Below are 25732 nucleotides of genomic sequence, written 5' to 3' on the forward strand. Positions count from 1 at the left end.
TTCATACTCAGAGGGTATTTTATCCCAAGACTTCCTCTTTTACTCCACCCAATTTCAGTCTACCCAGCTTCTGCCGGCTGTAATTTTGTTTGATTTGCCGCAACCTCTTCCAAGCGGTGCAGTTGTTCCCGCAAGCCCAAAACAATCAGAAGATCCCCTTCCAAGATCTCCTCCCGAGCATCCGGGTTGCTGATGACAAACTTATCACGCAAAATTGCCAAGACTATAGCGCCTGTTTGTTGTTTTATCCCACTTGAAGACAGTGTTCTCCCAATTAGACAAGACCCCTGCTCAACTTTTAACTCCATAATTTTCATCTCAATATTGTGATCATGAATCACTGTTTCGATGTACTCCATACTGACAGGCTTCAGAATGGACATGGCCATCCGCCATCCGCCTAAAATCGCCGGAGAAATTACTTTGTCCGCTCCAGCCCTCAACAGCTTATTCTCAGACTCTAGCTGGTCCATTCGAGCAACTACTTGGACCTTGGGGTTTAGTCCTTTAGCTGTCAGCGTAACAAAAACGTTCAGCGCGTCTTCGGGCAGGGCTGTAATTAACCCTTTAGCCCGTTCAATTCCGGCTTTCTTCAGAACCTCATCTTGTGTCGCATCATTATGGATGACAAGATACCCTTCCTCAATAAACTGCCGGACGAGCTCCTCTTCTTGCTCAATAACTACACAAGGATATCCTTCTTTCCGAAGTCGATAAACGACTTGTCTGCCGACGCGCCCTGCCCCGCAGACAATGATATGGTCCTGAAGTTGTTCGATCTTTTTATTCATTTTTCTTCTCCCATACGCTCCGGCTAACTGGCCCTCTACTAAGAAAGCCATCATCAAACCGGCTGAATAGAGCATGACCCCTGCTCCCCCGAGCATAAGCATAACTGAAAAAACATGCCCCGCATCTGATTTTAATTTGATATCACCATAACCAACGGTGGTAATAGTCTCTACGGTGAAGTAAAAGGCTTGAGCCAAACTGAAATGTTCCGTTAACATTAATCCTGCTGTACCAATAAGAAGGGTAAATAGTACGGCTAAAACAGCAAATCTAATACGCCTACCCAACAACTTCACTTTCTTTCTTTTCAGCAAACCAAACCGCCTAGTCTTTATTAAGAATTGTTCGCAATTTATGAACTCCCTTAACGGGAACATTCATCTGACCTATCTGGACTTTTCCAAACGGCCCGTGGTAGTCACTTCCACCTGTGGCTAAGAGAGCAAATTGAGCGGCAACTTCTGCATAATAAGAAATCAGGTTCGTTTGCCGCTCCCAATAACCGTAATAGACTTCAAGCCCAATAGGCCGATAAGCCAATAAATCAAAAACCATATTGGGTTCGCTCAATAACCCCGGATGAGCTATTACAGGAAAGCCGCCGGACTCAAAAATCAAATCCACAGCATCTTCAAATCTATGTTCCAGGTACGGGAGATAAGCAATCCCACCGGGACGAAAGTAAGTTGCTATATCTTGCCGGATTTTCGGATTATGAGTATCATAGCGATGAAATATAGCCCTCATAATATGCCCCTTGCTTACAGCTCCTTCCGAATTCACCTCACGCTCAACATCCTTCCAATCTAAAGCAAGTCCATTTTTCTGAAGACTGAACACCATGTCGTGGGCTAAGGATGTACGCTGTTTGCGAATCTCACTTAAACGAGCCTGCAAATCAGGGTTGCGGACGTCTTTAAAATACCCTAGAAGATGAACTTCCTGCCCCCGAAAACTTGTCAACAGCTCAACACCGGGGATTATTTCCATATCCAGACACTTAGCCAATTCTTCCGCCCTGGAGACTCCTTCAGTACTCTCATGATCCGTAATGGCGAGTACTTTAATAGCATTAGAATGGGCGAGATTTACAACCTCTTCCACAGTAAGTGAACCGTCAGATTCTTGAGTATGAACGTGTAAGTCGATCCTCAAGCAGCCCCCTCCCTCCCATTGGCTTATCCTAACTATGCCTATTCTGGTTTTTCTTCAAAAATCCTGCTATCCACTATTATTATTCTTTTTAAGCGGTCTCATAATTATTATTATATTATTATTGACACATTTCCCGTTTTAGGATATAATTCATTTCGTCGCTAAAATCATAGGGGATTAGTTTAATGGTAGAACAGCGGTCTCCAAAACCGTCAGTGCGAGTTCGACTCTTGCATCCCCTGCCACCGCTTATATCAAGGGCTTAGGCCCTTTTTATTTTTGCCCAAAATAATCAAAAGTGGAACAAAAGTGGAACATGCGATTTAAAATCGTCAAAACCCCAAAGCTAAATTCCACCAGAGACCCTAACCTCATCCCGCCTTAAAGACCATTAAAACACCAACTTCCTTAACACCGAAATCCAACAACCTCGTAAATCTACAATATTCCCCTTATTAAAATCCACCCCATTTCCACCCTAAATCAATTTTAAAACCTTACATATTAAACACAGCCATTACAACCGACCTCAATAAAAAACTAACCCGCAAGGCCGCCGAGCGGCCTTGCCAGAAAATCATTCAAATCAGTCGGAAGTTCTATAGGCGGAATCAATTCGAAAGTGTCATAAAGGCCATAAAATTGAGACATAGTCGACTGCTTAATAAGCTTAGAACATTTAAAAACACCAGTGTAAGGGTCAAATATATCCCACATAATACGATCTTTAACCTTACTTACATAAATTCTCAAACTTAAACGCTGACGAACACGGACATCCACAAGATCAAGAGACGGCGTCGTAAAAATGACAAGACACCGCATCTTACGCAGATAAGCTAAGGCTTCAGTAAATTTAACCTGGCCTTTAGTCTGACTTGTACGCGAATCCAAAAGGGACTGAGCTTCATCGAGCAAAAGAATGGAACCTTTATCACGACACTGGGCAATTAATGCCCAGTCTTCTTTTTCTTCAATTTTTCTGGACCCCTTAATAGTCATATTAGACAACAAGGGTACGCCAGAAGCTGAAGACCAATGAGTTGCTAAAGCAACTGCCGAAAGCGTTTTGCCAGAACCAAGATCACCGTCAAATAAAATCGAATGATACATTATTTATCACCACCCGCATTAAACGCCTTTGATAAAGGCAAACGACCTGTTACACGATCAGCCAAGGTATAAGCATCCAAAGCCTTAAGGAACAAATCAGGTGAAATTGACTTATAACGAGCCGCATCCAATTGCAACCCAATTGAACGAATGATATCAGAATCAGGGCAAAGAGATTGAGCCAAAGACAATGCCCTTGCCTGCCGAAAATCCAAAGGAGAACCATGACGCTCAAGAACCGAAATAACACTATCCAACTCAGAGCCAACGTTCTCTGAACTAAACAACTCTTTTCCAATAAGCTCTTGTAAATCCTTAGACTCCGTAACATCATCAAACACAACAAAACCCCCTAAATTAAATTTTGCATCTCCCAAAACCACCAAGAAACCATGAAATAATCAATGGTGAATAACAATAGCAAAAAAAGCAATAAGGCCGCAAATAATCAAAGGAAGCATATCCAAGAACTTCTTAGGCTGAGGAACATCAAATAAGCCCTTCAAGACCTCCGATTCACGAATATTATAAAGCGTTTGAGACTCAACCAAAGACGGTAAATCAAGATGATAAACCAAGTAACGATCACCAAAACGAGAAAAATATTCTTTACCTTCGGTAACAGGCAACAAATATTCCCCAGCTTGTACCCGTCCTTCTGATTCATTTTCTATCGGCATCATTTCTAATCGACCGCCTACAACAATAATCAAATTACCGTAATCCTGAACCTCATTTTTTTTAAATGGAAACAAATTAAACTCCCCTTTCTAACGAACGATTAATAAAACAAAACATAAAACATTCGGATTTATAATTAAAAACCACTCAAAATTAACACAGCAGCCGCGCTGATCGGAGCCGGCCAGGAGCCAGCAGCGCGTAAAAATCCGAACGTTACCACCACTTAACGCCCTGCTTAAGCTGCAAATACGCACTGTAAATAGCCTTAATACCAACGACCACCGACACAAGCACAAAGGCACCAATAAAGGACTTAATGAGAGTTATCCATGCCGACCCCATATTTGCAAACGGACCCAAGAAATAATCCAAATTAAGACCCCTTGAAGCAACCATAGAAATATTAGACAAGTAATTATAAGCAAAGGTTAATACCTGAATCACCGGACCAAACACCGTATCCGCTATATCATGCAATAGGAAAACCTCCTCAATTACTACCGATCACCTTAAACAAAATATAGATAGCTAAAATCCAAATCAAAACAGCCAAAACTCCGGCAATAACATCACCACCCATTTGAGAAAAAGCATTCATAACAAGATTAAAGCCACCACTGAACACAGAATTAACAGGCGTTGAAGAACCGGACCAGGACAAAAAACTAAAAACCGTATTAAAAAATCCTCCAATTATACTGAAAAGTACACCAATCAAACCAAGAATTACCTTAAGCACGAGAACTATCACAGCCAAAGCTTGAGTTATAAAATACCAAAGGCCCGAAAAAAACTGAGTCAAAGGTTGGAGAAGATTTAAAACAGCTTGTAAAAGATCATGTAATAAATTCCCCAACCATTCAAAGGCAGACTTTAACGCATTGACAACCCCGGCAAAAGCAGTCTGCAAAAAATTAATCAAACCCGTAAAAAAATCACCGATACCATTAACAATAGTATTTGCAAGCCACTTAATCCAACCAAATAAAAAGCTGAAAAGACTTTCAAAGACAGAGGAAAACCAATCCCCCATTCATCCCCCCTCCCCTAACGAATGACTTTAATTGTTTGCAAAATACCATGACTAATACCAATGGCAATACCAATAACAACGACGAGAAGCAAAACTGGCTGAACACCATTCAAGGAAAACTGGAGAAAATTCATTGCATCAGTCATATTACCACCCCTTCCTATAACGGCCTCTTCTATTAGACTTAGAATATTTTTTCATTGAAACACCGGAATAATTAGATTTACGCAAATAACCCTTATAGCCAGAAGAACGTACCTTATTAGAAAATGACCTATTATTCTTCTTAAAACCAGAAGAACGTTTTTTATAGGGAGACTTAGATAAATAGCTTAATTTATGCTTACGCTGCCATTGTTTTTTCTTGGAATTCACAGTAATAACTTTTTTAACACCATAATTGACAGAACGCCTGGTCAACCTACGGCCACCTTTAATTTTACGAATAGACCGCCGTGCAAGTAAAACCGACTTACCGCCTTTATACCTAGCATGCAATTTCTTATTGCCAAAGTAACTTTTATTCTTATGACCTTTTCTAATCCGACTAGATTTTTCTTCATCATCTTTAGCAATAAATCTACCAAGAAATTTAGTCCTTTTGGCCAACTTATAAGCTAAAGGAACTGCAATAGCTAAAACAATCAAAGGCCAAAACTGAAGCAAAAAAAGCCCAATACCGTCAAAAATATCGGACATCTTAACACCAAGTGAAACAGCACCAGAAGGAAAATTAGGAGTTGTAGTATTCTGAACAGAAGGAGTACTAGAAACAGAAGCCGACTGAACAGACTCACCTCCAGCATTAACAGCAGAAACAGTAAAAGAATAACTTGTTCCATTAGTCAAACCGGAAACAGTAAAAGAATTAGTATTAGAAGTACCCAAAAAAGCACCATTCTTATAAATCCTATAAGAGGTAACATTATCAGAGGCAGAATTCTTATTCCAAGCCAATGAAACAGAACCATTAGATGATGAAATAACGCCCAAACCAGTCACTTGAGAAGGCTTTGCAATTAAAGTAACAATATTTAAAATATTTGAAGGAGAACCAGAGCCAGCAACATTAGAGGCAACAACAGAAATAGAATAAGATTGACCAGATACCAGATTAGATAAATGATAAGATATAACATCATTTAAATTTGCAACAGGGTTGCTATTTAACAAAACAGAATATGTTATACCAGTCCCCAAACTATTCCAAGATAAATCTAATGAACTAAATGACAAATTGGCATAAGTAAGACTAACAGCATTGGGAACAGCTAAAACAGTATAATTTATAGCATCAGATAAAGGACCTTCTCCCCCAGCATTAACACCAGAAACCCGAAAAGAATGTACACCCAAAGTGAGGTTATTAAAACTAAATGAATTATAAGGAGTGTTACCGATAATAGAAGAAGAATCATAAACATTATACTTAGTAATTTGTTCATCACTGGGCAATGAATTCCAAGTCAAAATACCATAATTAGCACCAACACCATCAACAGTAAGACCCGTAATTTTATCCGGAGAAGGTAAATAAATAAAACTAACTGCCGATGATTGAGTGGATGAGCCAACAGAATTAATAGCGGAAACAGAGAACAAATGAGAACCAATAGATAAGCCTGAAAAACTATATGAATTAGCTGAGACAGTAGAAACCAAAGTTCCATCCATAAAAACCCTATAAGAAGAAACACCTTCAACAGGATTATTTGCATTCCAAGTAAGAACACCGGAACCACCAGAACCAGAAATTTTAACGCCAGTAGGCGTAGACGGTAAAGTCAACGTTAAATTAACAGAAGTTGAACACGTTGACTCACCATTCAAATTAACAGCAGAAACAGCAAAAGAAAAATTACCTACTGACAAACCAGAATAAGAAAAAGAATTAGTTTGAGAACTACCATAATAAGAACCATTCAAATAAATCTTATAGCTCGTAACGTTATCGCCAATAGGATTGCTATTCCAAGAAAGAGTACCATTTGCATCTCCATTTATTAATAAACCAGTAGGCTGATTAGGAACAGGTAATATCTGATTACCATAACAATCCAATTGATAAAGAAGAAGATTAGATTTATTTGAAGTAACATCAGTAATTTTTAAATATCGAACATTATTAACAGCAACACTAAAAGTACCAACATAAGTAACAGGAGTTGTTGAAGAAATAAGATTATTACTAGAATCATAAAAATCATATCTCAACGACGAAACTGAATTAGTAGAAATAGCAACACTTGTTAAATTATAAATTCCACCTAAATCATAATTAGCATAAGCAGAGTTAGGAGAAGAACCATATTCCAACCAACCAAAAGTACTATCACTGCCATCAGTGACATAACTAGCAGGATGCGTTGAATCATTAAAACCATTCGAAGAAACAGGTAATTTGCCACGCAATATGCCAGCAGGAAAAACAGCCAAAGCAAAGGCCGGCAAAACATTAGAAAGTAACAAAACAAGAGATAAACTAATAATTAAAATTCTTTTTTTCATAAGTCCTCCTTACTAATTTGATAAAACAGGGTCACGCTGCCAAGCCTGAACATTCCACGCCTGAACCGACATAGGTGACTGAGCCAACAAAGGGCTTTGCGACAACAGCGGCTGACGGATCAAAACACCAGATTGAGTACCAACAGGAGCAGAAGCAAGAGGACTAGATGACTTAAGAGAAGGAGAAGACTTCAGAGCCTGATTAGGCGGTAAAGGACTATCCTTAGAAGGAAGAGCGGCAACAGGGTCAAGAGACAAAGGCAAAGGACTAGGGCTTGCAACAGTAATCGGGACACTGTAAGAAGGAATAGACAATGTAACACTATGACCACCATTATCATTAACAACAGACAACGAATTACTAACAACCGGATTAGAGTAAGGAGACTCAAAATGTATGACAGGAACTGCATTTAAGGGGATAGCAGGAGCAGAATTAAAGGCCGGAAGAGTAGGAGCACCCCAAGGAGTCAACTGACTCCCAATCGCCGTAATAGCGTCTAAGACTTGTCAAAGATCACAGGTAGGCGTTGTAGTGCCATCTCCACCAGTACCATCTCCACCCGTGTCTCCCCCACCCGTGTCTCCCCCACCCGTGTCCCCCCCACCCGTGTCCCCCCCACCCGTGTCCCCCCCACCCGTATCAGACGGAGGAACATAAGAAGAAGGAGCAGAATAATTCACAATAAAATCTTGACCAGAAGCATTTATAGCAGTGAACGAGGAAACATACAAATAACTATAACCACCGAAACTAGCATGTTGAATAAGGCCTATCCAACAACTAGACGGCTGAGAAGAAAGATTAAAGGTATCGTCAACATTCGTAAACGATGAATAGGTACGATCACCATCAGGATTACCGACACAAAGAGTAATAGGATATTTAGAAGTAGCACAACCTTCATCATCTACATAACCCGTTAAAGTAACCGAAGTTATATGCCCTTGACCAGAATGACTCGTGTCCGCAACAAGAGAAACAGTTGAAGTAACAGAAGTTTGAGATGTATCCATACGAACATAAACAGTGGAAACACCGCCATCAATTACCGTTGCCGCATAAGTATTCCTGATTATAAAAAGATTGAATAAAAAAACAATCAAAACCCAAAAGACTAAAAACCTGGACCTCATACCCAAACCCCCTCAAAAATAAAAGGGCAAGACGAAAACCGCCTCACCCTAGCCGAAAGAAATATTAGGCACGTTTTCCAAGACGCATCAAGCGACCGCCTATTGCGAAAGCAACAGGAATTGAGATACCCAAAGCGATTAGAGGCCAAAACTGAGAAAGAAAAATACCGATACCACTGAAAATATCCGACATACTAATACCTAAAGATAAGGTCAACCCGGAAAAAACTCCAGTAGGCAAACAAAAACCCCCTTTCCCCAAAAATTATATATTAAGGTTAAAACCCTTAATAACTAACGTTCCCAAGGGAAAAAACTCTCATGTTTTACAAAAATAAAGAAAAGACCTTGAAGGGCAAACAACGCAAGACATATGCCAAGAAAAAGCCAAATAAGAGGAGCAAAGCTCATGAATAATTTTGTCGAACCATTAATGATGTCAGTGATCGAAAAAGGAATATTTAATCCAGACCAATCCATGAGGCTCACCCCCTCTTAGCAAAGACATACATTAAACCCGCAATAGTAACGACGGCCAAAGTAACACCGACAAAAGGCCAAACTAACGGTAAAGCACTGGCAAAAAAATTATAGGCATACTGAAGGATAGAACCCATATCAACATTGAAACTCAAATCACATCCTCCTCAATAAAATGATAAGGCCTAAAAACGTTAAACAAGTGCCTATAATTGCAAATAAAATAGAGGATAAATGCGGCATAGAGAAAAACCATTCAACGAAAGCCCACCATGTACCAGTTAAATAGATATCCCCTACCAACGCCTCCACCGCCCCGTAAACCAATATAAAGGCAAGGGAAGACTTGACAAAATGAGAAAGAGTAGAAAGGGATACAAAACAACTACATAACTCTTAAATAAAGGCTGCAATGGTAATTGAATCCACAATCTACTCACTCCTAACGTAAAGCGTTCTGAACAATACGCACTAAAACCAAAGCAATTAATACTAACAGCAAAAACGATGTAAGCATTTCGCCAAAATCAGCGGATGCATAAACAGTTAAACCATAATTAGTACCAGAATCTAACGTCCACTGATGGACAACAGTAACCGGCTCCATAAAATTAAAGCTTCGGAGGAATCGCTTTAATCTCTATAGCCTTAAGAAAATTACCTTTCTTAGTAGCCATAAAGTCAAGCTTCACATGGCACTTTGCCCCTTCAGCGGGAGTACTCTCGAATAAAACAGGCTCACAAGCAACTTTCACAGTTTCCATTCCACTCAAAAGATGAATTTGCGTACCAATTTGATTATTAGCCCGTGGATAGGTACTCTTTCCTAAAAACGTACAATCGGCCTCAACAAGAAACATTTTAAAACCTCCATTTTCACATTATTTGTTTGATCTACAATTGAAATGATAACAAAAAAGTTGATTTACCCTAAGTGTAGAATTTTGTCGAATAATAATTCATATTTCAAGATATTCATTTCGTATGTAAGGCTTTTCTCAAGGCATCAAGAAGCCTGAAGTAATGCATAATGGCGCTTTTTAAGACGATTCCGAGCAAATAAGATAATCTCCACAAGCTCCTCTAAATTAACATTTAAATTCTTATCCAAGCTAAGTAAAGCAAGGCTAGGGGCAACCTGCTTAATTACCCAATTCTTTATTTTCTTAAGAGAAGTTTGCACCTTTTCCGTCGTAAGTTTTAAAGCTTCAACACTGCCCAAGAAGACTAACCAGAAAGAAGAAATTTCCCAACGGGACTTATTCGAATCTGTTAACGATGGCTCAACAAAATTAAGGTAATTTTTAAGCACACCAAAGACAACTTGACCTAATGGCAAATCAGCAAGGATATAATCGGAAATAGAATCAGCCCTTTCATCACGACTTTGAATTTCAGTACGATTCCAAATTTGAGAATGTTCCAAACGCTCCCGGCGATACCCTTCTTCACGAAGTTGCTTATTTATCGTTCGCTGTGTTTGAGAAACTTTGGACCTGGATTCCTGCTGAATAGCTTCACTTTCAAGGGAAGACTGATATTTAAGAAGCTGCTCTATAGCTTTGTCATACATCCGAATACGGATTCTTGACTGAGGAGAACCAAAATAAATAGTTTTGCCAAGATTATCCTTATCCGAGAGATTAAATTCTTCCAAAATACGACCTTTACGAAAATAAGAAATTAATTCGCTATTTTTAACCTTTTGTTCCACTTGCTCCAAGGTAAAAAGACCGTCAAAATCGTCAATGGCTAAATCTATTCTGGAAAATTGACCGTTACTATTCCTGACACGCTTTATAAGCTCACGCCATTGGCCGTCAAAGAAAAATTCGTATTCACGGCAGGCATGGCCGCTAAGCTCACAATGGCTCCCCATATCTTCCCTATCCGACTGATAAACCTTCATTTGTCCATGCATAAACATTCGATCATAACCTAAAGCCTTAGTATCAATTGGAACCCATTCCCTACCTGGAATACCAAGAACATCAAAAATGTCTACCCAGGAAGGAACGGTAAAGGCCAACCAATCTATCAAAATTCGTTGCCCTGTAGATTGTGCCCCCGTGTTACTTGACGGGGGCACGAGTTCTTGATTCTGATTTATTTCAAGAGAGATTTGCTTTTGCATGGATTTCTACCTCCCGTTTTTCCTGATCATAAAATTCAAGGACTTAGTTACGGATTTTTGGCGCTTGGGAGTCACCGCTACGGACTCGGGCCTTCGCCCTCGGTGCTGCGCACTCGCTCCCTGCGGTCGCGCTCCTCCGGGTTCTTATGCATGTATTACCTGGGATTGTTTTTGGAGAAGACTAGGCGTGAATGCGGGAATGTACTTAAGAGGGACTCTGTCCCCCTTAATAATCCCCCTGCACTCGGCGAGGCCAGGAAAAGTCTCTCCTTGCTATGGGGAACGGCTCCGCTGGTCAAAGAGACTTTCCCGTCTCTCAGTTTTTTGGGCAAGAGAGTTTGTCAATCAGCGAAAAAAATTACCTTCGGAAGTTTTTTCGCTGTTGACAAACCCCAAATTTAAAGCAATTATCAAGAAGGACGAATATCAAACCGATCATGAAACGCGCCGCACTTTACACACTTAGAGACAGGACGGTCAGTCGCAAGCATCAGATCATAATAATCCTTTCTACCCACAACATGACGAAGATTAACATCGGCAAAAAGACAACAAAATTGACGGCACTCGGGACACCAACCCGAAAGGCTCCAAGATTGAGAAAATTTCAAACCCCCACCCCCTACGCCACTAAATGTCAATCGAAAAATCAAAAACCCACTAAAGACAACATTCGGAAATCTTTACTGACATGAAGCAAACTACCAGAAATGACCACTTCAATCCAACCCTCCGACGTTAACCCTAATACCCGATATTTCTGACCAGGCAATTCTTCAACAGCCAACTGAAACGCCTTTGCCATAGTACGGCATATTTCAAAATTCAAGTACTCCTCTCCATCCCAAACCTGCAAACAAAACAACTTAAAATAAGACACCATATAACCACTCTCCTTACAGAAAATACTAAATTTTACAGAACTAATAATTATTAACCCAATCAATAGAACCCTCCAAAGTATCTATCTCAATATCAGAGTCCCGAGGACTTAATAAACCACTACCCATATTATTAGGATGTATAACCGCGAAATTAAAACCATACTCAAGCCTTTCTTTTTCATTAAGTTCATATATTCCCCACTTTTTTAATGACTTAATTTTCTTCATTTAATAAAACACCCCAGTATCAAAAATTGAAATCTGCTAAAACCTGATCACACACATTTAACTAGTTTTTTACTTAATTCGTTGATGATGAATAACTAAATTATCAAATATCCAATGAGCGCATGAATCATAAGTTAAAGATTTAACATAATCACAAATATCATCACGAAGATTATATTTTTCCATATATTCTTTTGAACGTTCATCCATAAAACTAGCACTATCATAAATTTCGTTCAAAATGCCTACTAACTCCGATTTTGAAAATGAATTAAAATCCATAAAAATCCTTTAACCCCCAATCAAAATGTACTCAAAGTATCAAGAAGAACATTCGAAACATATTGACGAGCCGCCTTAAGACCACTAGCACGATCAGCATAAAAAGACATCTTGGAATCCTTATAACATTGTTCAGAGTCCTCAATAAAACGATCAATTAAATCAAGCTCAGAAATAACGCCAGACAACATGAATACTAACTGATCTTTAGTCATTTCCTTTAAATTGATACCTTTCAAATCAACTTGATTAACGTTTTCACTATTAGCCATTTTCAATCACCCTCTCTTCTTCCTGACGCGCCATCCATGCATCAAGACCAACCTGCCTAAAAAGATATCTCGAACCACAGCGAATTGGACTAATCTCATTACGCTTAACCATTTCCAGTAACAACCAGTAAGATATACCTAGATATTCCGCAGCCTCTCTTGAACTAAGAGTCACTTTCTGAAGCACACTTTTCACCTTCCAATGAATTTATTTCTATCCAAATAATTTTTAAGCGATAGTTTTTCTATCATTTGATGTTAAAAAAATATCAGAAAACAACTTCCGCATATCCACAGAATAATAACATTCAATACGATACATTAAATCACGACCTGGAGAACACTCCCCCGCCTCAATCTTCCTTAAATAAACTTCAGATATACCCAATTCAATTGCTACTAACTTCTGCGTCCTTCCCAACGCCTTACGAACATTAACCAACTCATCCCTTCTCAATTTTACCACCCCCATAAGATAGTTTTCCTATCAAATATAATTATAACCGATATATTAACTATCGTCAAGGGAAAATTACATTTTTCCTATCAAAACATATTGCAAGCGATAGTTTTTTAATCTATAATAACAATACAAGGAGTGATTACCAATGATTGGTAAAAGGCTAAAGGAATTAAGAGGAGACAGAACACAAGACGAAGTCGCACTTAGACTCGGTATCAAAAGAGCAAGATACGCACTATACGAACAAAACCGTACTGAACCAAACATAGAAATGCTTCAAAAATTATCAAAATATCACAACGTATCCATTGACTATATTTTAGGAAAAACAGATGAAAAAACAACTGACAACACACAACAACAAGACGAAATAACAGAGTACCTCGAAACACTTCATAAACGACCCGAAATGAAAACATTATTCAAAATCTCAAAAAACGCAACCAAAAAAGATATAGAAAAAGCTATTAAAATTATAGAAGCCTTAAAAGAAGATACACAGGAGTAAGATTTTCATGGAAACATATGTGAGATTAATTGATCTCCCAATTACCGTTAAAGGTATGACAGTAACGGACGGAGAAGGAAATTACAATGTTTATCTAAACAACAAACTAAGCCAAAATACTATAATAAAAACATATATACATGAACTAAAACACATAGAAAACAACGATTTTGAAAGTATCGAAAATGTAGCAAACATTGAAAAACGATCAAAAAATTACTAAAAATCCTAAGTACAAACCCATTACAATAAATTACAATTAAACTAAAATTTTTGCTGATGATCAAAACAATAAATACGACCTTTAAAACGCCCATTATTTTCTAGGCAAAAATTAGCCACATTCTCAGTCACCCCCTTACCACAATTTGCACAAAAATACCTACTATTCCGATATTGTTCATTTTTATTCCTAATCATTTCAATATGCTTTTGACGAACAGAAACATCACGAATATTTACACTATCAATTATTTGACAAATCCTCTCCATATCAACACTATTCAAAACCCTATCTTTACTCTTTCTAAGAATTACATGCTCAATATCCGTATCCCAAATAACATCAGCAGACACAACCTTTAAATCACAACGCCTACTAAAAGTAACTATTGAAAAATACGGTATTTTAGAAAAACCCTTTAGAAGACGTTTAAGCGCCAATATATGGACAAAATTCTGCTTAATAGGACTATAAAAAGATTTTGAATTACCACCAAAATTCTGATACCAATATTTTGACCTTTCATCCCCAATAATTACACCCATATAATTTTTAACCTCAATTACAAAAATACCAAACGAAGATACAACTACATGATCAATTTGCGCAAATCGCTCATGATTACGAATAAAAACATCATTAAACACCCTATAATCACCCGAAAGCCTACCCAAAGATAAATCTATTTTATACTCCCCTAATTCACCTTTTCTAGAAGACTTATCATAAGACTTTCCAACAGACCCATGACTACCAGACCCTTTATTAGACAACTCTCCCCCAAAAAATGCTACCAATAATCTCTCTATAAAATCAAAAACCATAACCTCACTCCTCTGACAACAAATTATCAAATACATTATACACAAAGCCTTTAATCAATAATAGAAATTCCCATACAACAACACACATTAAAAATATTAAGGAGTTGAAACAGATGGCCCACGCAGAATATAAAGGCATCGGAGCGAAAGGCCAAGCTAAATTCAGACTTTACTATGATGGTCCAAAAAACCCCGATAATAGCCGAAACCAAAAAAAGGAATCCTATGCCATCGACCCAATACCCGAAAAGGCCGGAGCTATCGCTAAAGCCGCGAAGAATAGAAAAAAAGACATCGCGACAAAAACCGAAAAAATCCTCCTGGAACGATTCGAAAAAAAAGCTGCCGAATTAGCCGATACAGAAGCTAAAAAAAGAGAAGACAAAATTAATGAACCAAACTATGTTGAACCAATCGAAGTCAACAAAGAACCGTTCACTAACCACTCAGCACGATGGCTTAAATACAAAGCTGGCACTGCTCGAAAAGGTAAACGACAGCCCAAGACGCTATGGAGATACAAACAAATACTCGAAAGGATAGATGAATTTTTTAAAAATGACTGGGTAGAAAACATAGATATAGATCGCGTAGAAGAATTTTACACCTGGTTATCCGTACAAAAGAAGAAGAAAGGAAACAAACAGAAAACCGAATCAAAAGAAACTCTGAGCAACCAAACACAATGGCATTATCATAGATGCCTTTACTATATTCTAGAATATGGCGTTGCCCGTGGAAAACTAACATCAAATCCATGTCAACATGTTAGACCACTTGAAGCACCCAACGACCTAGACGAAAAAAAGCCGGACTCTTATACAGCTGAAGATGCCGCAAGAATACGCGAACTGATGGAACAAGAACCCCTTAAACGAAGAGTCTTTACCCAAATAGCCCTAGAGGTTGGCGCAAGGCCAGAGGAAGTCCATGGACTCAAATGGCCAGATATAGATTTTAAAAAACGACTCATAGACTTTAATAAGGTTTGGCAATACGTCCCTGGAGAAGGATCTTTTGAAAAACAACATTTAAAAAATAAACACAGCAGACGAAAGGTAAGGGTATCAGCCAGCACCATCTTCCTACTACATCAACTAAAAAGAGAACAAGAAAGCGATAAAGATAAAGCAGGCGATAAATGGATAGATAGTAAAGCTTTGTTTACCGATTGGAAAGGAAAGCAACTTGCGGCAACCTGGGCCGGTGACTGGTGGAGCAAATGGATAAAAACGACGGACTTACCCATAAAAACTCTATATTGCTTACGGCACACCTGTATCAGCTTACTTATCGCCGCAGGAGCAAACCCGCTTGAAATCGCACGAATGGTAGGCCATGTTAATGCAGAAATGATATGGAGAAGGTACGGACACGCTATTGAAAAAGAGCATTTCGCCGGTGCCGAAATCATAGAATCCCTCATAAAGAAGAAAGAAAAGAGATCAGAGGCTATCCCTGGCTAAAAAGCTAAAGGTGGAACAAAAGTGGAACATGCGATTTAAAAACAGTCCCAAACAAACTTTTTCATACTTAGTACTTAAATTTAAAAACCCAGTCACACCAAGCATTAAAAGAGATAACCCAAGTCAAAAAAAGACTAATGAATTATCTCCAAAACCGTCAGTGCGAGTTCGACTCTTGCATCCCCTGCCAAGTAAAAAGTGAGACACCGCAAGGATTTGCGGTGTTTTTGTTTTATGCATTGGCTGTATAATTTGGCTTTTGGGGACTATTTGGGGACTAAAGATACATGAAGCTACAATAAAATACGTTATGTTTCGCAAAAGATAGCCCCTGACACACCCTTATTTTCCAGCTTGATCCTTTCGTATGACATCCAATAGCTGCGCTGCACGAGCCCTTTTTCTATTAGAATTGAATTTGGTCCTTCTCTGATGTCAATACTTTAAATATCCTTTTAGGATTAAAATATATTGACCCCACTATAAAAGGGAGGACTACTATACAATGAAAAGCGAAATTTCTCCAGATCTTATAACTATATAAATTGATAAATAAAGATATAATTTACTCCAAGATCATGGAAGAATTAAAAACAGCCCAAGAACTTTTAAATGAAGTCAAAATTTTATCTAACGGACTCCGAGAGACAATCGATAGTTTACAAAACAGATGCAATGATAAAACACTTAGATATGAAGATCTTCCAGATTATCTAACTATTGAAGAATTAAAAGGATGGCTACCACTTGGGACTAATAAGCTCTATGCGCTTGCCAATAAGCCTGGATTTCCAACTATATAGAATGGGAAGTAAGATGCTTTTTTCCAAAGCCCTAGTAAGGGAGTATATGGAAAATATAAACAAGGACAATAAGGAAATGGCCCCACGAATCCATATGAAGTAAAAGAACTGAGAAACCGTCGAAAGCAGCAATCAATCATTTAGGTTTATAGGGTATCCTCTAATTGAGGATACCTTTTTTATGCTTAATAGTTTTCACTCAGAAGTTACTTTATCCCCTCCCGGGCTTATTGCCAGGGTTAATTCTATTTATTTACATATTTGTCGCAGAGCCAATAAGAATGTCGGAAAGAAGGAAATATTCATAAAGCGTTGAAAGTCTTGACAAAGGATTTTATAGATAAAAATTTAGGGAGGAAATTAAAATGAGTAAAATTCCAGGTTTCAGATCGGGTAAGACATGGAAGAAAGTTGTTGCTTCAATTGTATATCTATGCGTTATATTGACTATTTGGGGCATGGTTAAAAACGGGAAAAATAATAATACTCCTTCAACACCTACAACCGCGCCAGTTAATCAATCAAATACGGCTCAGAGTTCGTCAACGTCCCCCACTTCAGCACCAGAACAAGCCAAACCAGCTCCGATGGTTATAACAGCAGATAAACTTATGGAAGACTTAAAAAGTAACGCATTAAACGCCAGCAATAATTATAAAGGAAAGTATGTTGAGGTAACTGGTAAATTATCCAATATTGACAGTAACGGTGAGTATTTTGATATTACTCCTATGAATGATGAATTTGCTATTATAGGTGTGCAGTGTTACATTACGGAAGAACAAAAAGCGACGGTGGCAAAATTTACGAAAGACCAAAAAGTGACTGTGATTGGAACTATATCTGATGTTGGAGAAATCTTAGGGTATAGTTTAAAGGTTGAAAGCATTAAGTAAACCCTACAAACGCAAAAAGCCCGGTTTTTGTTTACTCTATGACGCACTATTTACCGTTTACGAATCATAGCTGTGATTTCATCTTGCGTATACGGCGTGGCGGTCCCAACTAATTGCGCTAATTCATCTTTGGCTTTTTTGTACTCACTCTCGATTAGACCCTCCCACTCAGAGTCCGTCATTTTAATTCCAGCTTTAGCAGCCAGCTCTTTGGCCTTACCAAGTGCAGCGTTGTATTTACCCAAATCGGCGGTAATGCCATGCTTCTTGGCAGCTTGTACCGCGAAGTTTACGGCATCCTGAGCAATACTTGAGGCCGTAGCAAGCTGTTTAGCTGTAAAGTGCTTCCGGAGATAGACTCCGGTCAGCGCAATGAGAGCGCTCATAAGTGCCATTGCAATGTCTGAAAGACCGCTAGAAATTATTTGTTGTACATCCATAACATAAAACCTCCTGTAAAATAATAATGAGCGTCTAACCCCTTCCGTCAACGCTGTGCTTCTGTTCCCCTTGACCATATCGTTGAGACTAACGAAATGGTATTTCGGAATAGAAAGAGCAACTTGCGTTATTTGCAAATTGCTCTTATTTAATCCTTGCTCTGCCGGGAGCGAGGAAAGGTTGCTTCACTTGATTAAATAACTCGAATATATTTGATTGACATCATACCGGAATCAACTAAATTCACACTTTTAAGCAAATTTGTCAACCAAATTGGCAAGCGCTTGCGAATTTAACCGCCTAAAAAAGTCTCATGATTTTGATCATATAATTCTTGAGCTCAATTAAATATCAAGTGAAATGTCTCTTTCCATTCCTCGCCATGTTCATCATTCGGCTTGGCTACATGGGCTAGTTCATGGACAAGAATTTCAGGCATAGCACTAATCGGAATATTCATGGAGATATCAACTAAAGGGGTACTCTCATCCTCAGGAATCGTTGTGCATCCTGCTCCTTCTATATCTGAGGCTATCTGAATATTAGCTTCCAATCCTGGAAACAGTTCCTCAAAAGCTTTAATAACAAATGGGATTGGATCATTAATAATTTTAACATGTAAACTCTCCCTATCCCAAATACTTCGCGACCGCCGCAGCTGTATCGTACTTCGTATTTCCTGATAACAGCACTTCATTGGGATGATTGGTCGTTGCCCCCCCACAACAATTAATTTCTCGGCACTCATGGCATCCTTAGGTACGGAATGATCGTCCGGCCGGATGAATAAGGCGCAATTCCCGTTTTTGACGGAAACGTCTGTACCCGCCCAATAATCTTCTTTGGTGTAAAGCAAAACTGCAACTTCTAACACATCGACACTCCCCTTCCATAATCCAGCGTCTTCATTGACATAATCCCGATCCACCGCGATCCCGGCCAAGCTGGTATCATTTTGATACTGATAAATATGGTTTGGTGCTGTTTGGCCTCCTGACCAGGCATAAGTTTGAAAGTATCTGTCGGGTGGGTAATCTGCCTTTTGCAGGGCCAGCATGACGGCATAGGAGCCATACGCCCCCACAAGGTATTTGCCGGTCAATACGGTATGGATGCCCCGGAAATACTCTTGAATAGCCGTCATGTCCCCCGGCTGCGCGTCACAATCGACTGTAAAGTAAATGCATACACCTTTAGGAGCACCGAGCGCCTGGGCTTCAGCAAGAGCGTATTGCGCATCAGATACTCCTCTTAGATAGTTAAAATAACTTGCCTTCGTTGGCGACAGCTCTAAAATGAGCCATAGCAGCAGCCCCGCATCATGGATAGCTTTGACCTCGGCAACGGTTAGGCCATAGTTGCCGCCCAGGTACCTGCCAACTGCCTTTACCCCGGCGCTTTTAGGGCCTGTATGCTTGCCGGGGTTAACCTGGTTGCGCAATCAATACCATTCATTTTCCTTCTCCTTTCTCTTGGAGTTGTGTCAGTAAATTAGTTATCCCTGGAGGCAATGGCACACCAAGGATTCCTAGGTTTTCGGTCACAGATATACCTTCTCTTGAAACATAAAAATAAATAGTGAGAGTCCTAAAAATAGGCTGTAGATTACCAACCATCTTATCAAGCAAAACAGCTACAGCTAGCACGACAAGAATGATTCCTTTCCTGATTCCACCCCAAAACATCACTTCACTATCTACCCTGTGGTTTTTCATTGCGCCCAAGAACCCGGTTGCATAATCAATAACCATTAAGACTATTAACACATTCAGCGCAGCATCCCACCCTCCCAGCCATGCGCTTGCAATTGTCCCTAGTGCGGCAATGGCTGCACTAAAACTAATTTCTTTGATATTCATCACGCTTTCACATCCTTCCTTTTTGCGCATAATAAAAACGCCCCGAGAGGCGTTTTTGATCATATACCATTACTCACAATGACTACCTTATGTTAAGGAAAAAATTTAATTGGGATTCAATCATACTCTGCACTTCACTTATGCTGGCCTCCGGATGTTTCACAAAGATATCATTCGCTTGTGCAATATCGTAGCCCTTACCATTTACTTCGTAACAATAATTGCTCATATGCTCTAACATATCAAGGTAAATGTCAGGCTTTAATAGTAATTGTGTAACGGTTCCGATATCTGTTGATCCTTTCCAGATATCACCCGTTGAAGCTAATGCAGGTGTTGGTACGGCAACAAACAAAGTTCCAATTATAATTGTCGTAAGTAATATCTTTGATTTGGTGAATAGTAGTTTTTTCATAACGTCCCTCCTAGGCTCCTTCAAAGTTAACTATAACACCAAATTCATGCAATAGTTGTCGAACATTAACATCTTGCCTTAAAGAAAATATCCTATATAATCAATAGCCCCTGCTTAGCTAAGAGCGTTTATTGCGCATAATACGTCTTATACGTAATAAAGATATTCAATAAGATTACTTAGGATTAAAGCTTAACCATATTTACGGAAACTATTTTACAACTATTTAAACCAATTATTTTTCTATTGTAGGCTGGGTAACATGGATTTAAGCTTATAGTTATACTTTCTCCATTTTCAAAATCAAATACAAATATGCTCTTTTTATCTGAGTCTTCTATAGCTTGCAATATTTCCGATGTTATATCGCGATGTTCCCATGCACTAACCTTTTTAGGCAATTCACCCCAACCTAAAACAATATTCAGCTTCCTTAATATTTTTCTTAATTACCTTCATATTCTTTTTAATCAACTTTTGATACTCATTCTTTGAATTTTTCTTAACTTCATTAATAACTTTTTGAAGACGCTCAGGTTTAGTCTCATAAAAGGGATATAAATTAACGATTACAACTGTTTTCACATTTTGAATGACATTGTTTGAAGTTGAAGATTGCACATGGGTAAATTCTAAGATTTTTTTTACTGTCTCATCGCATTGCTTCCTATCTGCTTTGCTAGGATTCATTAAAATATAAAGTATTGTATTAGTGGCATTCTTATTAATACTTACTTTTAATCGATAGCGAGCAAAGATATTATTGATAATCCGTATTTTCTTTGCATCTTGTACTTTAGCATATGATGACTAATCTTTCAGTAACCTTTGCTTTAAACTTAGGATCTTCCATTTCGTTTTTAAACTTATTAAATTCCTCAGTAGCAATTGTTTTCATTCGATAGTCATTTATAAAGGCGATAATCTTTTTTGCTAGGTGTCTATCACGAATATTTAGCCCTGCCTTACATACGGCCGCAAGTGTTCTGATTACAGGGATATCACTAAAAATACCGTCCGGCATTAGTTCATTTAAACCAAACTCACTAAGATCAACAACAGCATTCTGATTATTTTTAATTAATTCTAATGAAAAATTTTCGTTTAAATCCTTAAACTCCATTTGTCCACCCCCTTGTATAAATTCTATCCAACACAAATAATTCCTCCTGCCATTCACCGGCGAAAGGATTCGTCTATTCAGTGTCAGCCGGCACCGACGCTTTTATTATGTAGATTGTTGAATTCGTGCTTGTAAATATGGCAAAGTCTAATCGTCCGACTCATAGACATTATTTTAATCGACATCTTTCTCCATAATATCCCGTACTATAGAAGTATAATCGTACTTAGGATGATTTGTGAAAGGATATGGAAGGAGTGATTTAGAGTGGATGAGTTTTCTGAACAAGTATCATCTAAAAATGTCAGCAATAATCATGTTGATGAGGCGGCGGCTGCCCTAGATACCGATTTGAACCAAAATGTTCGCTTAGCCAATTTAGATGTAAAGGTTAATAATTTTTCAAAACGCAAAGTTTTAATTCTAATTTCTTGTCTTATTCTAGTTATTATTGTTGGAGTAGTAGGAACAAAATATTATTTAAACTTTCAGGAGAAGCAAAAAGCTATTGCCTCAGCAAAGGTTGCACTCGATGCTGAACTCAAAAAATCTAAAGCCGCATTCGATTCAGCACAGCTAGAATTGACTCCTAATTCTTTTAAAGATGCTATAAATGATTTGAAAAAAGTTATTCCATCCGATCCCAATTATGCTCAGGCTCAGAAACAAATTACCATTTTAAATAATGTTTCTGACGTAAATAATCTGGTTAAGAACTTAAATAACGATATGATGAAGTTTAATACCTCAGAAACGCAATTTGAGAATGCCTATGAATCATTGAAGCAGCCTACAAATTCAGCCGCGAAATTTGATTATCCTGCCACTTCCACAGTTGCTATGTCTTACATTAACAAGGCTGATACTCTGTATAGTGATTTTTCGGCCGCCGCGGAAGAGGTAAATCAATTTATTTCTCCTATTTCGAATGATCTTGGGGCAATTTCATCGAATGATTACTTGTCATCATTCGAAAACACAAATCAAATACTTATGAATTTTCAAAGCATAACCAATCAAGTTACATCTATAAAAGTAACTTACAGGAATCACTTAGACTCATTAAAGTATAACCATTTAAATTTCTCTTTAGTTTCACAAATAAATAGTTCGCATGAAAAGGTACGTGAAGATGTAAACAACACTAGACAAGAGATAGAAGCTTTAACTGGATTTGGAAACGGTAAGATTAATAACTTGTTAGAAGAAGCAAAGAAATTAGGTCAATAATCTAAATTAAGGCCATAGTAATGTCAATATATGTTGAAACCCTCATGCATTTTTTAAAGGAGTTAATATAAAAACAAAGAATCCTTCAGCTTTTTTAAGAGGCTGGAGGATTTTATATTTGGACCTTTTCGAAATTACACGAAAGGAAATGGATATTTTTTACAGAAATGAAATTAAAGAAAAAATGAGAGGTAAAAGAGATGATTTTGGACAAGGATGGTAATCCTATTACAACAACTTCACGTATAGAACCTGAAATACTAGAGGAACTTAGAAAATATAAGACACATGAGCACAATACCTGCCTTGAATGTGGATATGTTGGGTTAATGGGGAAAACCGTAAACAGAGAAAAACGATTAAAAAAATTGGCTATGATATATTAATTGCTATTGTTATGTGGTTTATTTGGCAAATGACTAGGTTTTCTTACTTAATTTATTTTATAGCAACTACGGTAGCAATGGGAATGCAGAAAGTAATAACAACACGTTACTGCCCATTCATGGTCGCCGTGGTAGTCAAGGGAATTAACCTGCTTCCTATCGGGTTTTTATAAGGGTCAACAATCCGAACCGTAATTTTTTGTGGTCCTTGAATCTTAATTGCCGATCCAACAATAGCTCGTGACGAACCACTTCCTGAAATTACTCCTTCGGAGCTTTTCATACTTGATAATGCTGAATTCACCCCGGGCAAGTTGTTTATAATTTTTTGCCCATAGTTTTGATCTTCGGCATACCCACTGGCCTGTAAATCGGCTGCAAGTTGATTTACTGAAGCCCCACTTTTTGCATCGGATAATAACCTTTTGTAGTTAGAATTCTGAGTGTAAAAGTCTGCGTCACCTTATGCCCAGGCACTTGGGGAAGAATAACTCTCATAGGTATTGGTCCCTGGTACTTTTATACCGCCAAAGTTATTGAATTTTGTTGCAAGTTGAGAAGTTCCCCAACCCGATTCATCTCCCCATTGTGCAAGCAAAAGTTAACAGGCCCCGTTTGTTTGCTAACGGTTTGTGCATAAGAAAGCATTTGAATAACAAATTGTTTTGCATTAGCAGGCGCTGGTATCGTGGAAGTTGGACTTGAACCAACAGCACCTGTATAAGGATTGCCCGTTACCTTTGCCAGCCATTCTCCAAGGGCGTTATTGGGACCACCCGCAAGGTTAGAAAGCCAATCTCCGCCGCCGATAGGTTGTGATCCAGCCGGCGTACCGGAAGAACTTGAAAGTGGGATGAGCGAAACTTTTGTATTTTTAGCTCCACCGCTGCTACTTTCTCCAAGTGCTTGATTAATCTGGCCTAAATATGGACGTAATGCAACGATGATAGCTGCTGTTTCTTCGGCAGCTTTACTTGGGTCAAATTGTTCCTTTGTTATGCCTTGGCGGGGATCAGACGTACCCTGAATAGCAGGCCCAGCTAAACCTCCTAATTTATTTCCACCATTCCTCCCAAAATACCGCCAATAACTCCACCAACAGCAGTTCCTAGACCAGGAATGATTGAACCAAGTGCCGCCCCTCCTACCGCTCCAGCCTCTACGCCTCCCCATGTACCTAGACCAGTACCGGCAACCTCACCGATTCCTTTTCCTGCTTGGCCTTGCCTAATGTCGCTAATTCCTTGGGGTAAAGATGCAAGAGTGGATAAAAGTGGGCCTCCGAATTTCCCTAGTGTTGATTCCATTCTAGACAGGAAGTCGATACTAGAAGATACCGCTCTTCCAGTTGATGAACCAATTGTGCTTAGAAAATCGTGATCCTGTTTTCCTAAGGATACTCCAGCCCACTCCGCCACCGATAATCGCAGCAGCGGTTGGGTCATAGGATTCCCAAGGGTAGCATCGTACAACCATCCGCCTATCCCGGTAAGATTAGAAGTAAAACCTTGTGCCGTTTGTCCGGGAGCAATGTAATTATTATTTGATTTGTCAAGGGAGGAATAGTTTGAGTTCGTGAGTTCTTTTTGAAGTTTACCTTGATCTCCGGTAAATTTAGCTATATTAAAATTGCCATTTTTATCAAAGTATTGTCCAAATAATTGTTTAGCCTGGGATGGAATAATGCCGGCCCATTGCCCTAACATTACCGCACCTTGATCTGTGTTTCCACCAAAGTTTTTATAGGCATAAGTAAGCATGTTCTGTAAATTAGTTTTACCGTTATCCCCTGTTCCAAAAGCCCCTTGAGATGAGAGTAGTTGAGCGTGCCAATAATTAGCTCCAGGCGCTATGGCTTGATACATAGCCGCTTGCCCATAAGCTCCCCATCCAGGATTTTGAATGCCATTATTTACAGCAGTCATAATGTTCGGGAACTGATTAATAAATGCTTGATTTCCTGTCTTTGTTGCTATAACATACAATGCTCCTAATTGGTTCTGATTGGGAGCGTTAACCATGGATTGCTGAGCTATCTGAGTCATTTGTTGCAAAGCATTAACCACTTGAGCGTTACGGCCTTATCTAGAATACACTCCAGGATATTCCACATTCAGTTCGTTTGGTGCGTGTACTCAAGACAATTCCACATAAGTCTATTCACAGAAAAGCACTCCATACAAAAAAGTCCCCTCATTTTGAGGAGAAATAGAGGAAGCTTATTCTAAACAATAACTTATATCCTCTGGAAACTATATAAGTTGAATTAATTCTTCACTACAACTTACAACATAGCCTTTGAATAACGGCTTCTGGTCTCGTGCTTATGGATTTGAGAAAGGCTTTAACATTTTTTCTGATTTCAGGAACCGTTTTGTAAAAGACATTGTAAA

General features: G+C 38.7%; 41 protein-coding genes and 1 tRNA gene. 8 read left to right on the forward strand and 34 right to left on the reverse strand.

From position 1 onward, the window contains the following. Window positions 1-59: 59 nt before the first annotated feature. Both REC12_RS15195 and REC12_RS15200 read right to left on the reverse strand, forming a co-directional pair. A complete protein-coding gene (locus tag REC12_RS15195) occupies window positions 60-1106 on the reverse strand; it encodes a potassium channel family protein (RefSeq protein ID WP_308895900.1) in 1047 nt (348 codons plus the stop codon). Between the two features lie 10 nt (window positions 1107-1116). Further along, window positions 1117-1947, reverse strand: coding sequence for a PHP domain-containing protein (locus REC12_RS15200; protein WP_308895902.1), 831 nt, complete (start codon window positions 1945-1947; stop codon window positions 1117-1119). Window positions 1948-2118: 171 nt separating this feature from the next. Between REC12_RS15200 and REC12_RS15205 the strand changes: the two genes are divergently transcribed. Beyond that, window positions 2119-2192, forward strand: a tRNA-Trp gene (locus REC12_RS15205). Between the two features lie 295 nt (window positions 2193-2487). Here REC12_RS15205 and REC12_RS15210 read toward each other — a convergent pair. The 20 genes from REC12_RS15210 to REC12_RS15305 all read right to left on the reverse strand — a co-directional run bounded on the left by REC12_RS15210 (window position 2488) and on the right by REC12_RS15305 (window position 13159). After that, entirely contained in the window at window positions 2488-3060 is a 573-nt protein-coding gene (locus tag REC12_RS15210) for a zonular occludens toxin domain-containing protein (protein ID WP_308895903.1), read from the reverse strand. Further along, complete coding sequence (locus REC12_RS15215; RefSeq protein WP_308895905.1) at window positions 3060-3401, reverse strand: hypothetical protein; 342 nt, start codon at window positions 3399-3401, stop codon at window positions 3060-3062. Before REC12_RS15215 ends, REC12_RS15210 begins: the two co-directional genes overlap by 1 nt. Window positions 3402-3461: 60 nt before the next feature. Next, on the reverse strand, window positions 3462-3815 hold the full coding sequence (locus tag REC12_RS15220; RefSeq protein WP_308895907.1) for a hypothetical protein: 354 nt from the start codon (window positions 3813-3815) through the stop codon (window positions 3462-3464). A gap of 142 nt (window positions 3816-3957) precedes the next feature. Then, entirely contained in the window at window positions 3958-4221 is a 264-nt protein-coding gene (locus tag REC12_RS15225; protein WP_308895909.1) for a hypothetical protein, read from the reverse strand. 13 nt (window positions 4222-4234) lie between these two features. Continuing rightward, window positions 4235-4777, reverse strand: a complete 543-nt coding sequence (locus tag REC12_RS15230) for a phage tail family protein (protein ID WP_308895911.1) — start codon at window positions 4775-4777, stop codon at window positions 4235-4237. Between the two features lie 14 nt (window positions 4778-4791). Further along, entirely contained in the window at window positions 4792-4923 is a 132-nt protein-coding gene (locus REC12_RS15235) for a hypothetical protein (RefSeq protein ID WP_308895913.1), read from the reverse strand. Window position 4924: 1 nt separating this feature from the next. After that, the gene (locus REC12_RS15240; RefSeq protein WP_308895915.1) at window positions 4925-7285 is read right to left on the reverse strand and encodes a fibronectin type III domain-containing protein; all 2361 of its coding nucleotides are present in this window, start codon (window positions 7283-7285) and stop codon (window positions 4925-4927) included. Between the two features lie 12 nt (window positions 7286-7297). Further along, entirely contained in the window at window positions 7298-7759 is a 462-nt protein-coding gene (locus tag REC12_RS15245) for a hypothetical protein (RefSeq protein WP_308895917.1), read from the reverse strand. Window positions 7760-7795: 36 nt separating this feature from the next. Next, the gene (locus REC12_RS15250; protein WP_308895919.1) at window positions 7796-8422 is read right to left on the reverse strand and encodes a hypothetical protein; all 627 of its coding nucleotides are present in this window, start codon (window positions 8420-8422) and stop codon (window positions 7796-7798) included. Window positions 8423-8486: 64 nt separating this feature from the next. After that, a complete protein-coding gene (locus tag REC12_RS15255) occupies window positions 8487-8663 on the reverse strand; it encodes a hypothetical protein (RefSeq protein WP_308895921.1) in 177 nt (58 codons plus the stop codon). Between the two features lie 53 nt (window positions 8664-8716). Then, a complete protein-coding gene (locus REC12_RS15260) occupies window positions 8717-8902 on the reverse strand; it encodes a hypothetical protein (RefSeq protein ID WP_308895923.1) in 186 nt (61 codons plus the stop codon). A gap of 5 nt (window positions 8903-8907) precedes the next feature. After that, complete coding sequence (locus tag REC12_RS15265) at window positions 8908-9057, reverse strand: hypothetical protein (RefSeq protein WP_308895924.1); 150 nt, start codon at window positions 9055-9057, stop codon at window positions 8908-8910. A 456-nt stretch (window positions 9058-9513) separates the two neighbouring features. After that, window positions 9514-9762 (reverse strand): hypothetical protein, encoded by a 249-nt coding sequence (locus REC12_RS15270; protein WP_308895925.1) that lies wholly within the window; start codon window positions 9760-9762, stop codon window positions 9514-9516. A 146-nt stretch (window positions 9763-9908) separates the two neighbouring features. Beyond that, the gene (locus REC12_RS15275) at window positions 9909-11036 is read right to left on the reverse strand and encodes a replication initiation factor domain-containing protein (protein WP_308895927.1); all 1128 of its coding nucleotides are present in this window, start codon (window positions 11034-11036) and stop codon (window positions 9909-9911) included. Between the two features lie 649 nt (window positions 11037-11685). After that, complete coding sequence (locus REC12_RS15280; protein WP_308895928.1) at window positions 11686-11919, reverse strand: hypothetical protein; 234 nt, start codon at window positions 11917-11919, stop codon at window positions 11686-11688. 40 nt (window positions 11920-11959) lie between these two features. Then, window positions 11960-12148, reverse strand: a complete 189-nt coding sequence (locus REC12_RS15285; RefSeq protein WP_308895931.1) for a hypothetical protein — start codon at window positions 12146-12148, stop codon at window positions 11960-11962. 69 nt (window positions 12149-12217) lie between these two features. Further along, on the reverse strand, window positions 12218-12430 hold the full coding sequence (locus tag REC12_RS15290) for a hypothetical protein (protein WP_308895933.1): 213 nt from the start codon (window positions 12428-12430) through the stop codon (window positions 12218-12220). 20 nt (window positions 12431-12450) lie between these two features. Then, a complete protein-coding gene (locus REC12_RS15295; RefSeq protein WP_308895936.1) occupies window positions 12451-12702 on the reverse strand; it encodes a hypothetical protein in 252 nt (83 codons plus the stop codon). After that, entirely contained in the window at window positions 12695-12889 is a 195-nt protein-coding gene (locus REC12_RS15300) for an excisionase family DNA-binding protein (protein WP_308895938.1), read from the reverse strand. Before REC12_RS15300 ends, REC12_RS15295 begins: the two co-directional genes overlap by 8 nt. 42 nt (window positions 12890-12931) lie before the next feature. Beyond that, window positions 12932-13159: a helix-turn-helix domain-containing protein gene (locus REC12_RS15305; RefSeq protein ID WP_308895940.1), complete on the reverse strand. Its 228-nt coding sequence runs from the start codon at window positions 13157-13159 to the stop codon at window positions 12932-12934. 151 nt (window positions 13160-13310) lie between these two features. On the opposite strand from REC12_RS15305, the gene REC12_RS15310 reads away from it, so the two are divergent. Both REC12_RS15310 and REC12_RS15315 read left to right on the forward strand, forming a co-directional pair. Then, entirely contained in the window at window positions 13311-13673 is a 363-nt protein-coding gene (locus REC12_RS15310; RefSeq protein WP_308895941.1) for a helix-turn-helix domain-containing protein, read from the forward strand. A 7-nt stretch (window positions 13674-13680) separates the two neighbouring features. Beyond that, the gene (locus tag REC12_RS15315; RefSeq protein ID WP_308895942.1) at window positions 13681-13896 is read left to right on the forward strand and encodes a hypothetical protein; all 216 of its coding nucleotides are present in this window, start codon (window positions 13681-13683) and stop codon (window positions 13894-13896) included. 41 nt (window positions 13897-13937) lie between these two features. Here REC12_RS15315 and REC12_RS15320 read toward each other — a convergent pair whose 3' ends face one another. Then, the gene (locus REC12_RS15320; RefSeq protein WP_308895944.1) at window positions 13938-14720 is read right to left on the reverse strand and encodes a nuclease-related domain-containing protein; all 783 of its coding nucleotides are present in this window, start codon (window positions 14718-14720) and stop codon (window positions 13938-13940) included. A 113-nt stretch (window positions 14721-14833) separates the two neighbouring features. On the opposite strand from REC12_RS15320, the gene REC12_RS15325 reads away from it, so the two are divergent. The 3 genes from REC12_RS15325 (at window position 14834) to REC12_RS15335 (ending at window position 17885) form a co-directional block, all read left to right on the forward strand. Beyond that, the gene (locus tag REC12_RS15325) at window positions 14834-16186 is read left to right on the forward strand and encodes a tyrosine-type recombinase/integrase (RefSeq protein ID WP_308895946.1); all 1353 of its coding nucleotides are present in this window, start codon (window positions 14834-14836) and stop codon (window positions 16184-16186) included. Window positions 16187-16764: 578 nt separating this feature from the next. Next, entirely contained in the window at window positions 16765-16989 is a 225-nt protein-coding gene (locus tag REC12_RS15330; protein WP_308895948.1) for a hypothetical protein, read from the forward strand. Between the two features lie 365 nt (window positions 16990-17354). Next, a complete protein-coding gene (locus tag REC12_RS15335) occupies window positions 17355-17885 on the forward strand; it encodes an OB-fold protein (RefSeq protein WP_308895950.1) in 531 nt (176 codons plus the stop codon). A gap of 50 nt (window positions 17886-17935) precedes the next feature. Here the strand turns inward: REC12_RS15335 and REC12_RS15340 are convergent, their stop codons facing one another. The 7 genes from REC12_RS15340 to REC12_RS15365 all read right to left on the reverse strand — a co-directional run bounded on the left by REC12_RS15340 (window position 17936) and on the right by REC12_RS15365 (window position 21723). Continuing rightward, window positions 17936-18325, reverse strand: coding sequence for a phage holin, LLH family (locus REC12_RS15340; protein WP_308895952.1), 390 nt, complete (start codon window positions 18323-18325; stop codon window positions 17936-17938). 341 nt (window positions 18326-18666) lie between these two features. Next, complete coding sequence (locus tag REC12_RS15345) at window positions 18667-19767, reverse strand: DUF1906 domain-containing protein (RefSeq protein ID WP_308895954.1); 1101 nt, start codon at window positions 19765-19767, stop codon at window positions 18667-18669. Window positions 19768-19777: 10 nt separating this feature from the next. Continuing rightward, entirely contained in the window at window positions 19778-20215 is a 438-nt protein-coding gene (locus REC12_RS15350) for a phage holin family protein (protein ID WP_308895956.1), read from the reverse strand. 52 nt (window positions 20216-20267) lie between these two features. Next, complete coding sequence (locus REC12_RS15355) at window positions 20268-20600, reverse strand: hypothetical protein (protein ID WP_308895958.1); 333 nt, start codon at window positions 20598-20600, stop codon at window positions 20268-20270. 185 nt (window positions 20601-20785) lie between these two features. Then, window positions 20786-21001 carry a hypothetical protein gene (locus tag REC12_RS15360; RefSeq protein WP_308895959.1) on the reverse strand — a complete coding sequence of 72 codons (216 nt, stop codon included), beginning with the start codon at window positions 20999-21001 and terminating at the stop codon, window positions 20786-20788. Window position 21002: 1 nt separating this feature from the next. Next, a complete protein-coding gene (locus tag REC12_RS26510) occupies window positions 21003-21377 on the reverse strand; it encodes a DUF1643 domain-containing protein (RefSeq protein WP_374214215.1) in 375 nt (124 codons plus the stop codon). 19 nt (window positions 21378-21396) lie between these two features. Next, on the reverse strand, window positions 21397-21723 hold the full coding sequence (locus tag REC12_RS15365) for a hypothetical protein (protein ID WP_308895960.1): 327 nt from the start codon (window positions 21721-21723) through the stop codon (window positions 21397-21399). A gap of 267 nt (window positions 21724-21990) precedes the next feature. Between REC12_RS15365 and REC12_RS15370 the strand changes: the two genes are divergently transcribed. Then, a complete protein-coding gene (locus REC12_RS15370) occupies window positions 21991-22953 on the forward strand; it encodes a polysaccharide deacetylase family protein (RefSeq protein WP_308895962.1) in 963 nt (320 codons plus the stop codon). A gap of 200 nt (window positions 22954-23153) precedes the next feature. Further along, on the forward strand, window positions 23154-23339 hold the full coding sequence (locus tag REC12_RS15375) for a hypothetical protein (RefSeq protein ID WP_308895964.1): 186 nt from the start codon (window positions 23154-23156) through the stop codon (window positions 23337-23339). Window positions 23340-23445: 106 nt separating this feature from the next. On the opposite strand, the gene REC12_RS15380 is transcribed toward REC12_RS15375, so the two are convergent. From REC12_RS15380 to REC12_RS15390, 4 genes are all read right to left on the reverse strand, one after another. Then, entirely contained in the window at window positions 23446-23622 is a 177-nt protein-coding gene (locus REC12_RS15380; RefSeq protein ID WP_308895966.1) for a hypothetical protein, read from the reverse strand. Between the two features lie 180 nt (window positions 23623-23802). After that, on the reverse strand, window positions 23803-23937 hold the full coding sequence (locus REC12_RS26515; RefSeq protein ID WP_374214214.1) for a glucosaminidase domain-containing protein: 135 nt from the start codon (window positions 23935-23937) through the stop codon (window positions 23803-23805). Between the two features lie 136 nt (window positions 23938-24073). After that, window positions 24074-24223 carry a hypothetical protein gene (locus tag REC12_RS15385; protein WP_308895968.1) on the reverse strand — a complete coding sequence of 50 codons (150 nt, stop codon included), beginning with the start codon at window positions 24221-24223 and terminating at the stop codon, window positions 24074-24076. Between the two features lie 165 nt (window positions 24224-24388). Next, entirely contained in the window at window positions 24389-25393 is a 1005-nt protein-coding gene (locus REC12_RS15390; RefSeq protein WP_308895970.1) for a hypothetical protein, read from the reverse strand. Window positions 25394-25732 lie beyond the last annotated feature (339 nt).

Origin of the sequence: Candidatus Desulfosporosinus nitrosoreducens, assembly GCF_030954495.1 — a bacterium.
Lineage (GTDB): Bacteria > Bacillota > Desulfitobacteriia > Desulfitobacteriales > Desulfitobacteriaceae > Desulfosporosinus > Desulfosporosinus nitrosoreducens.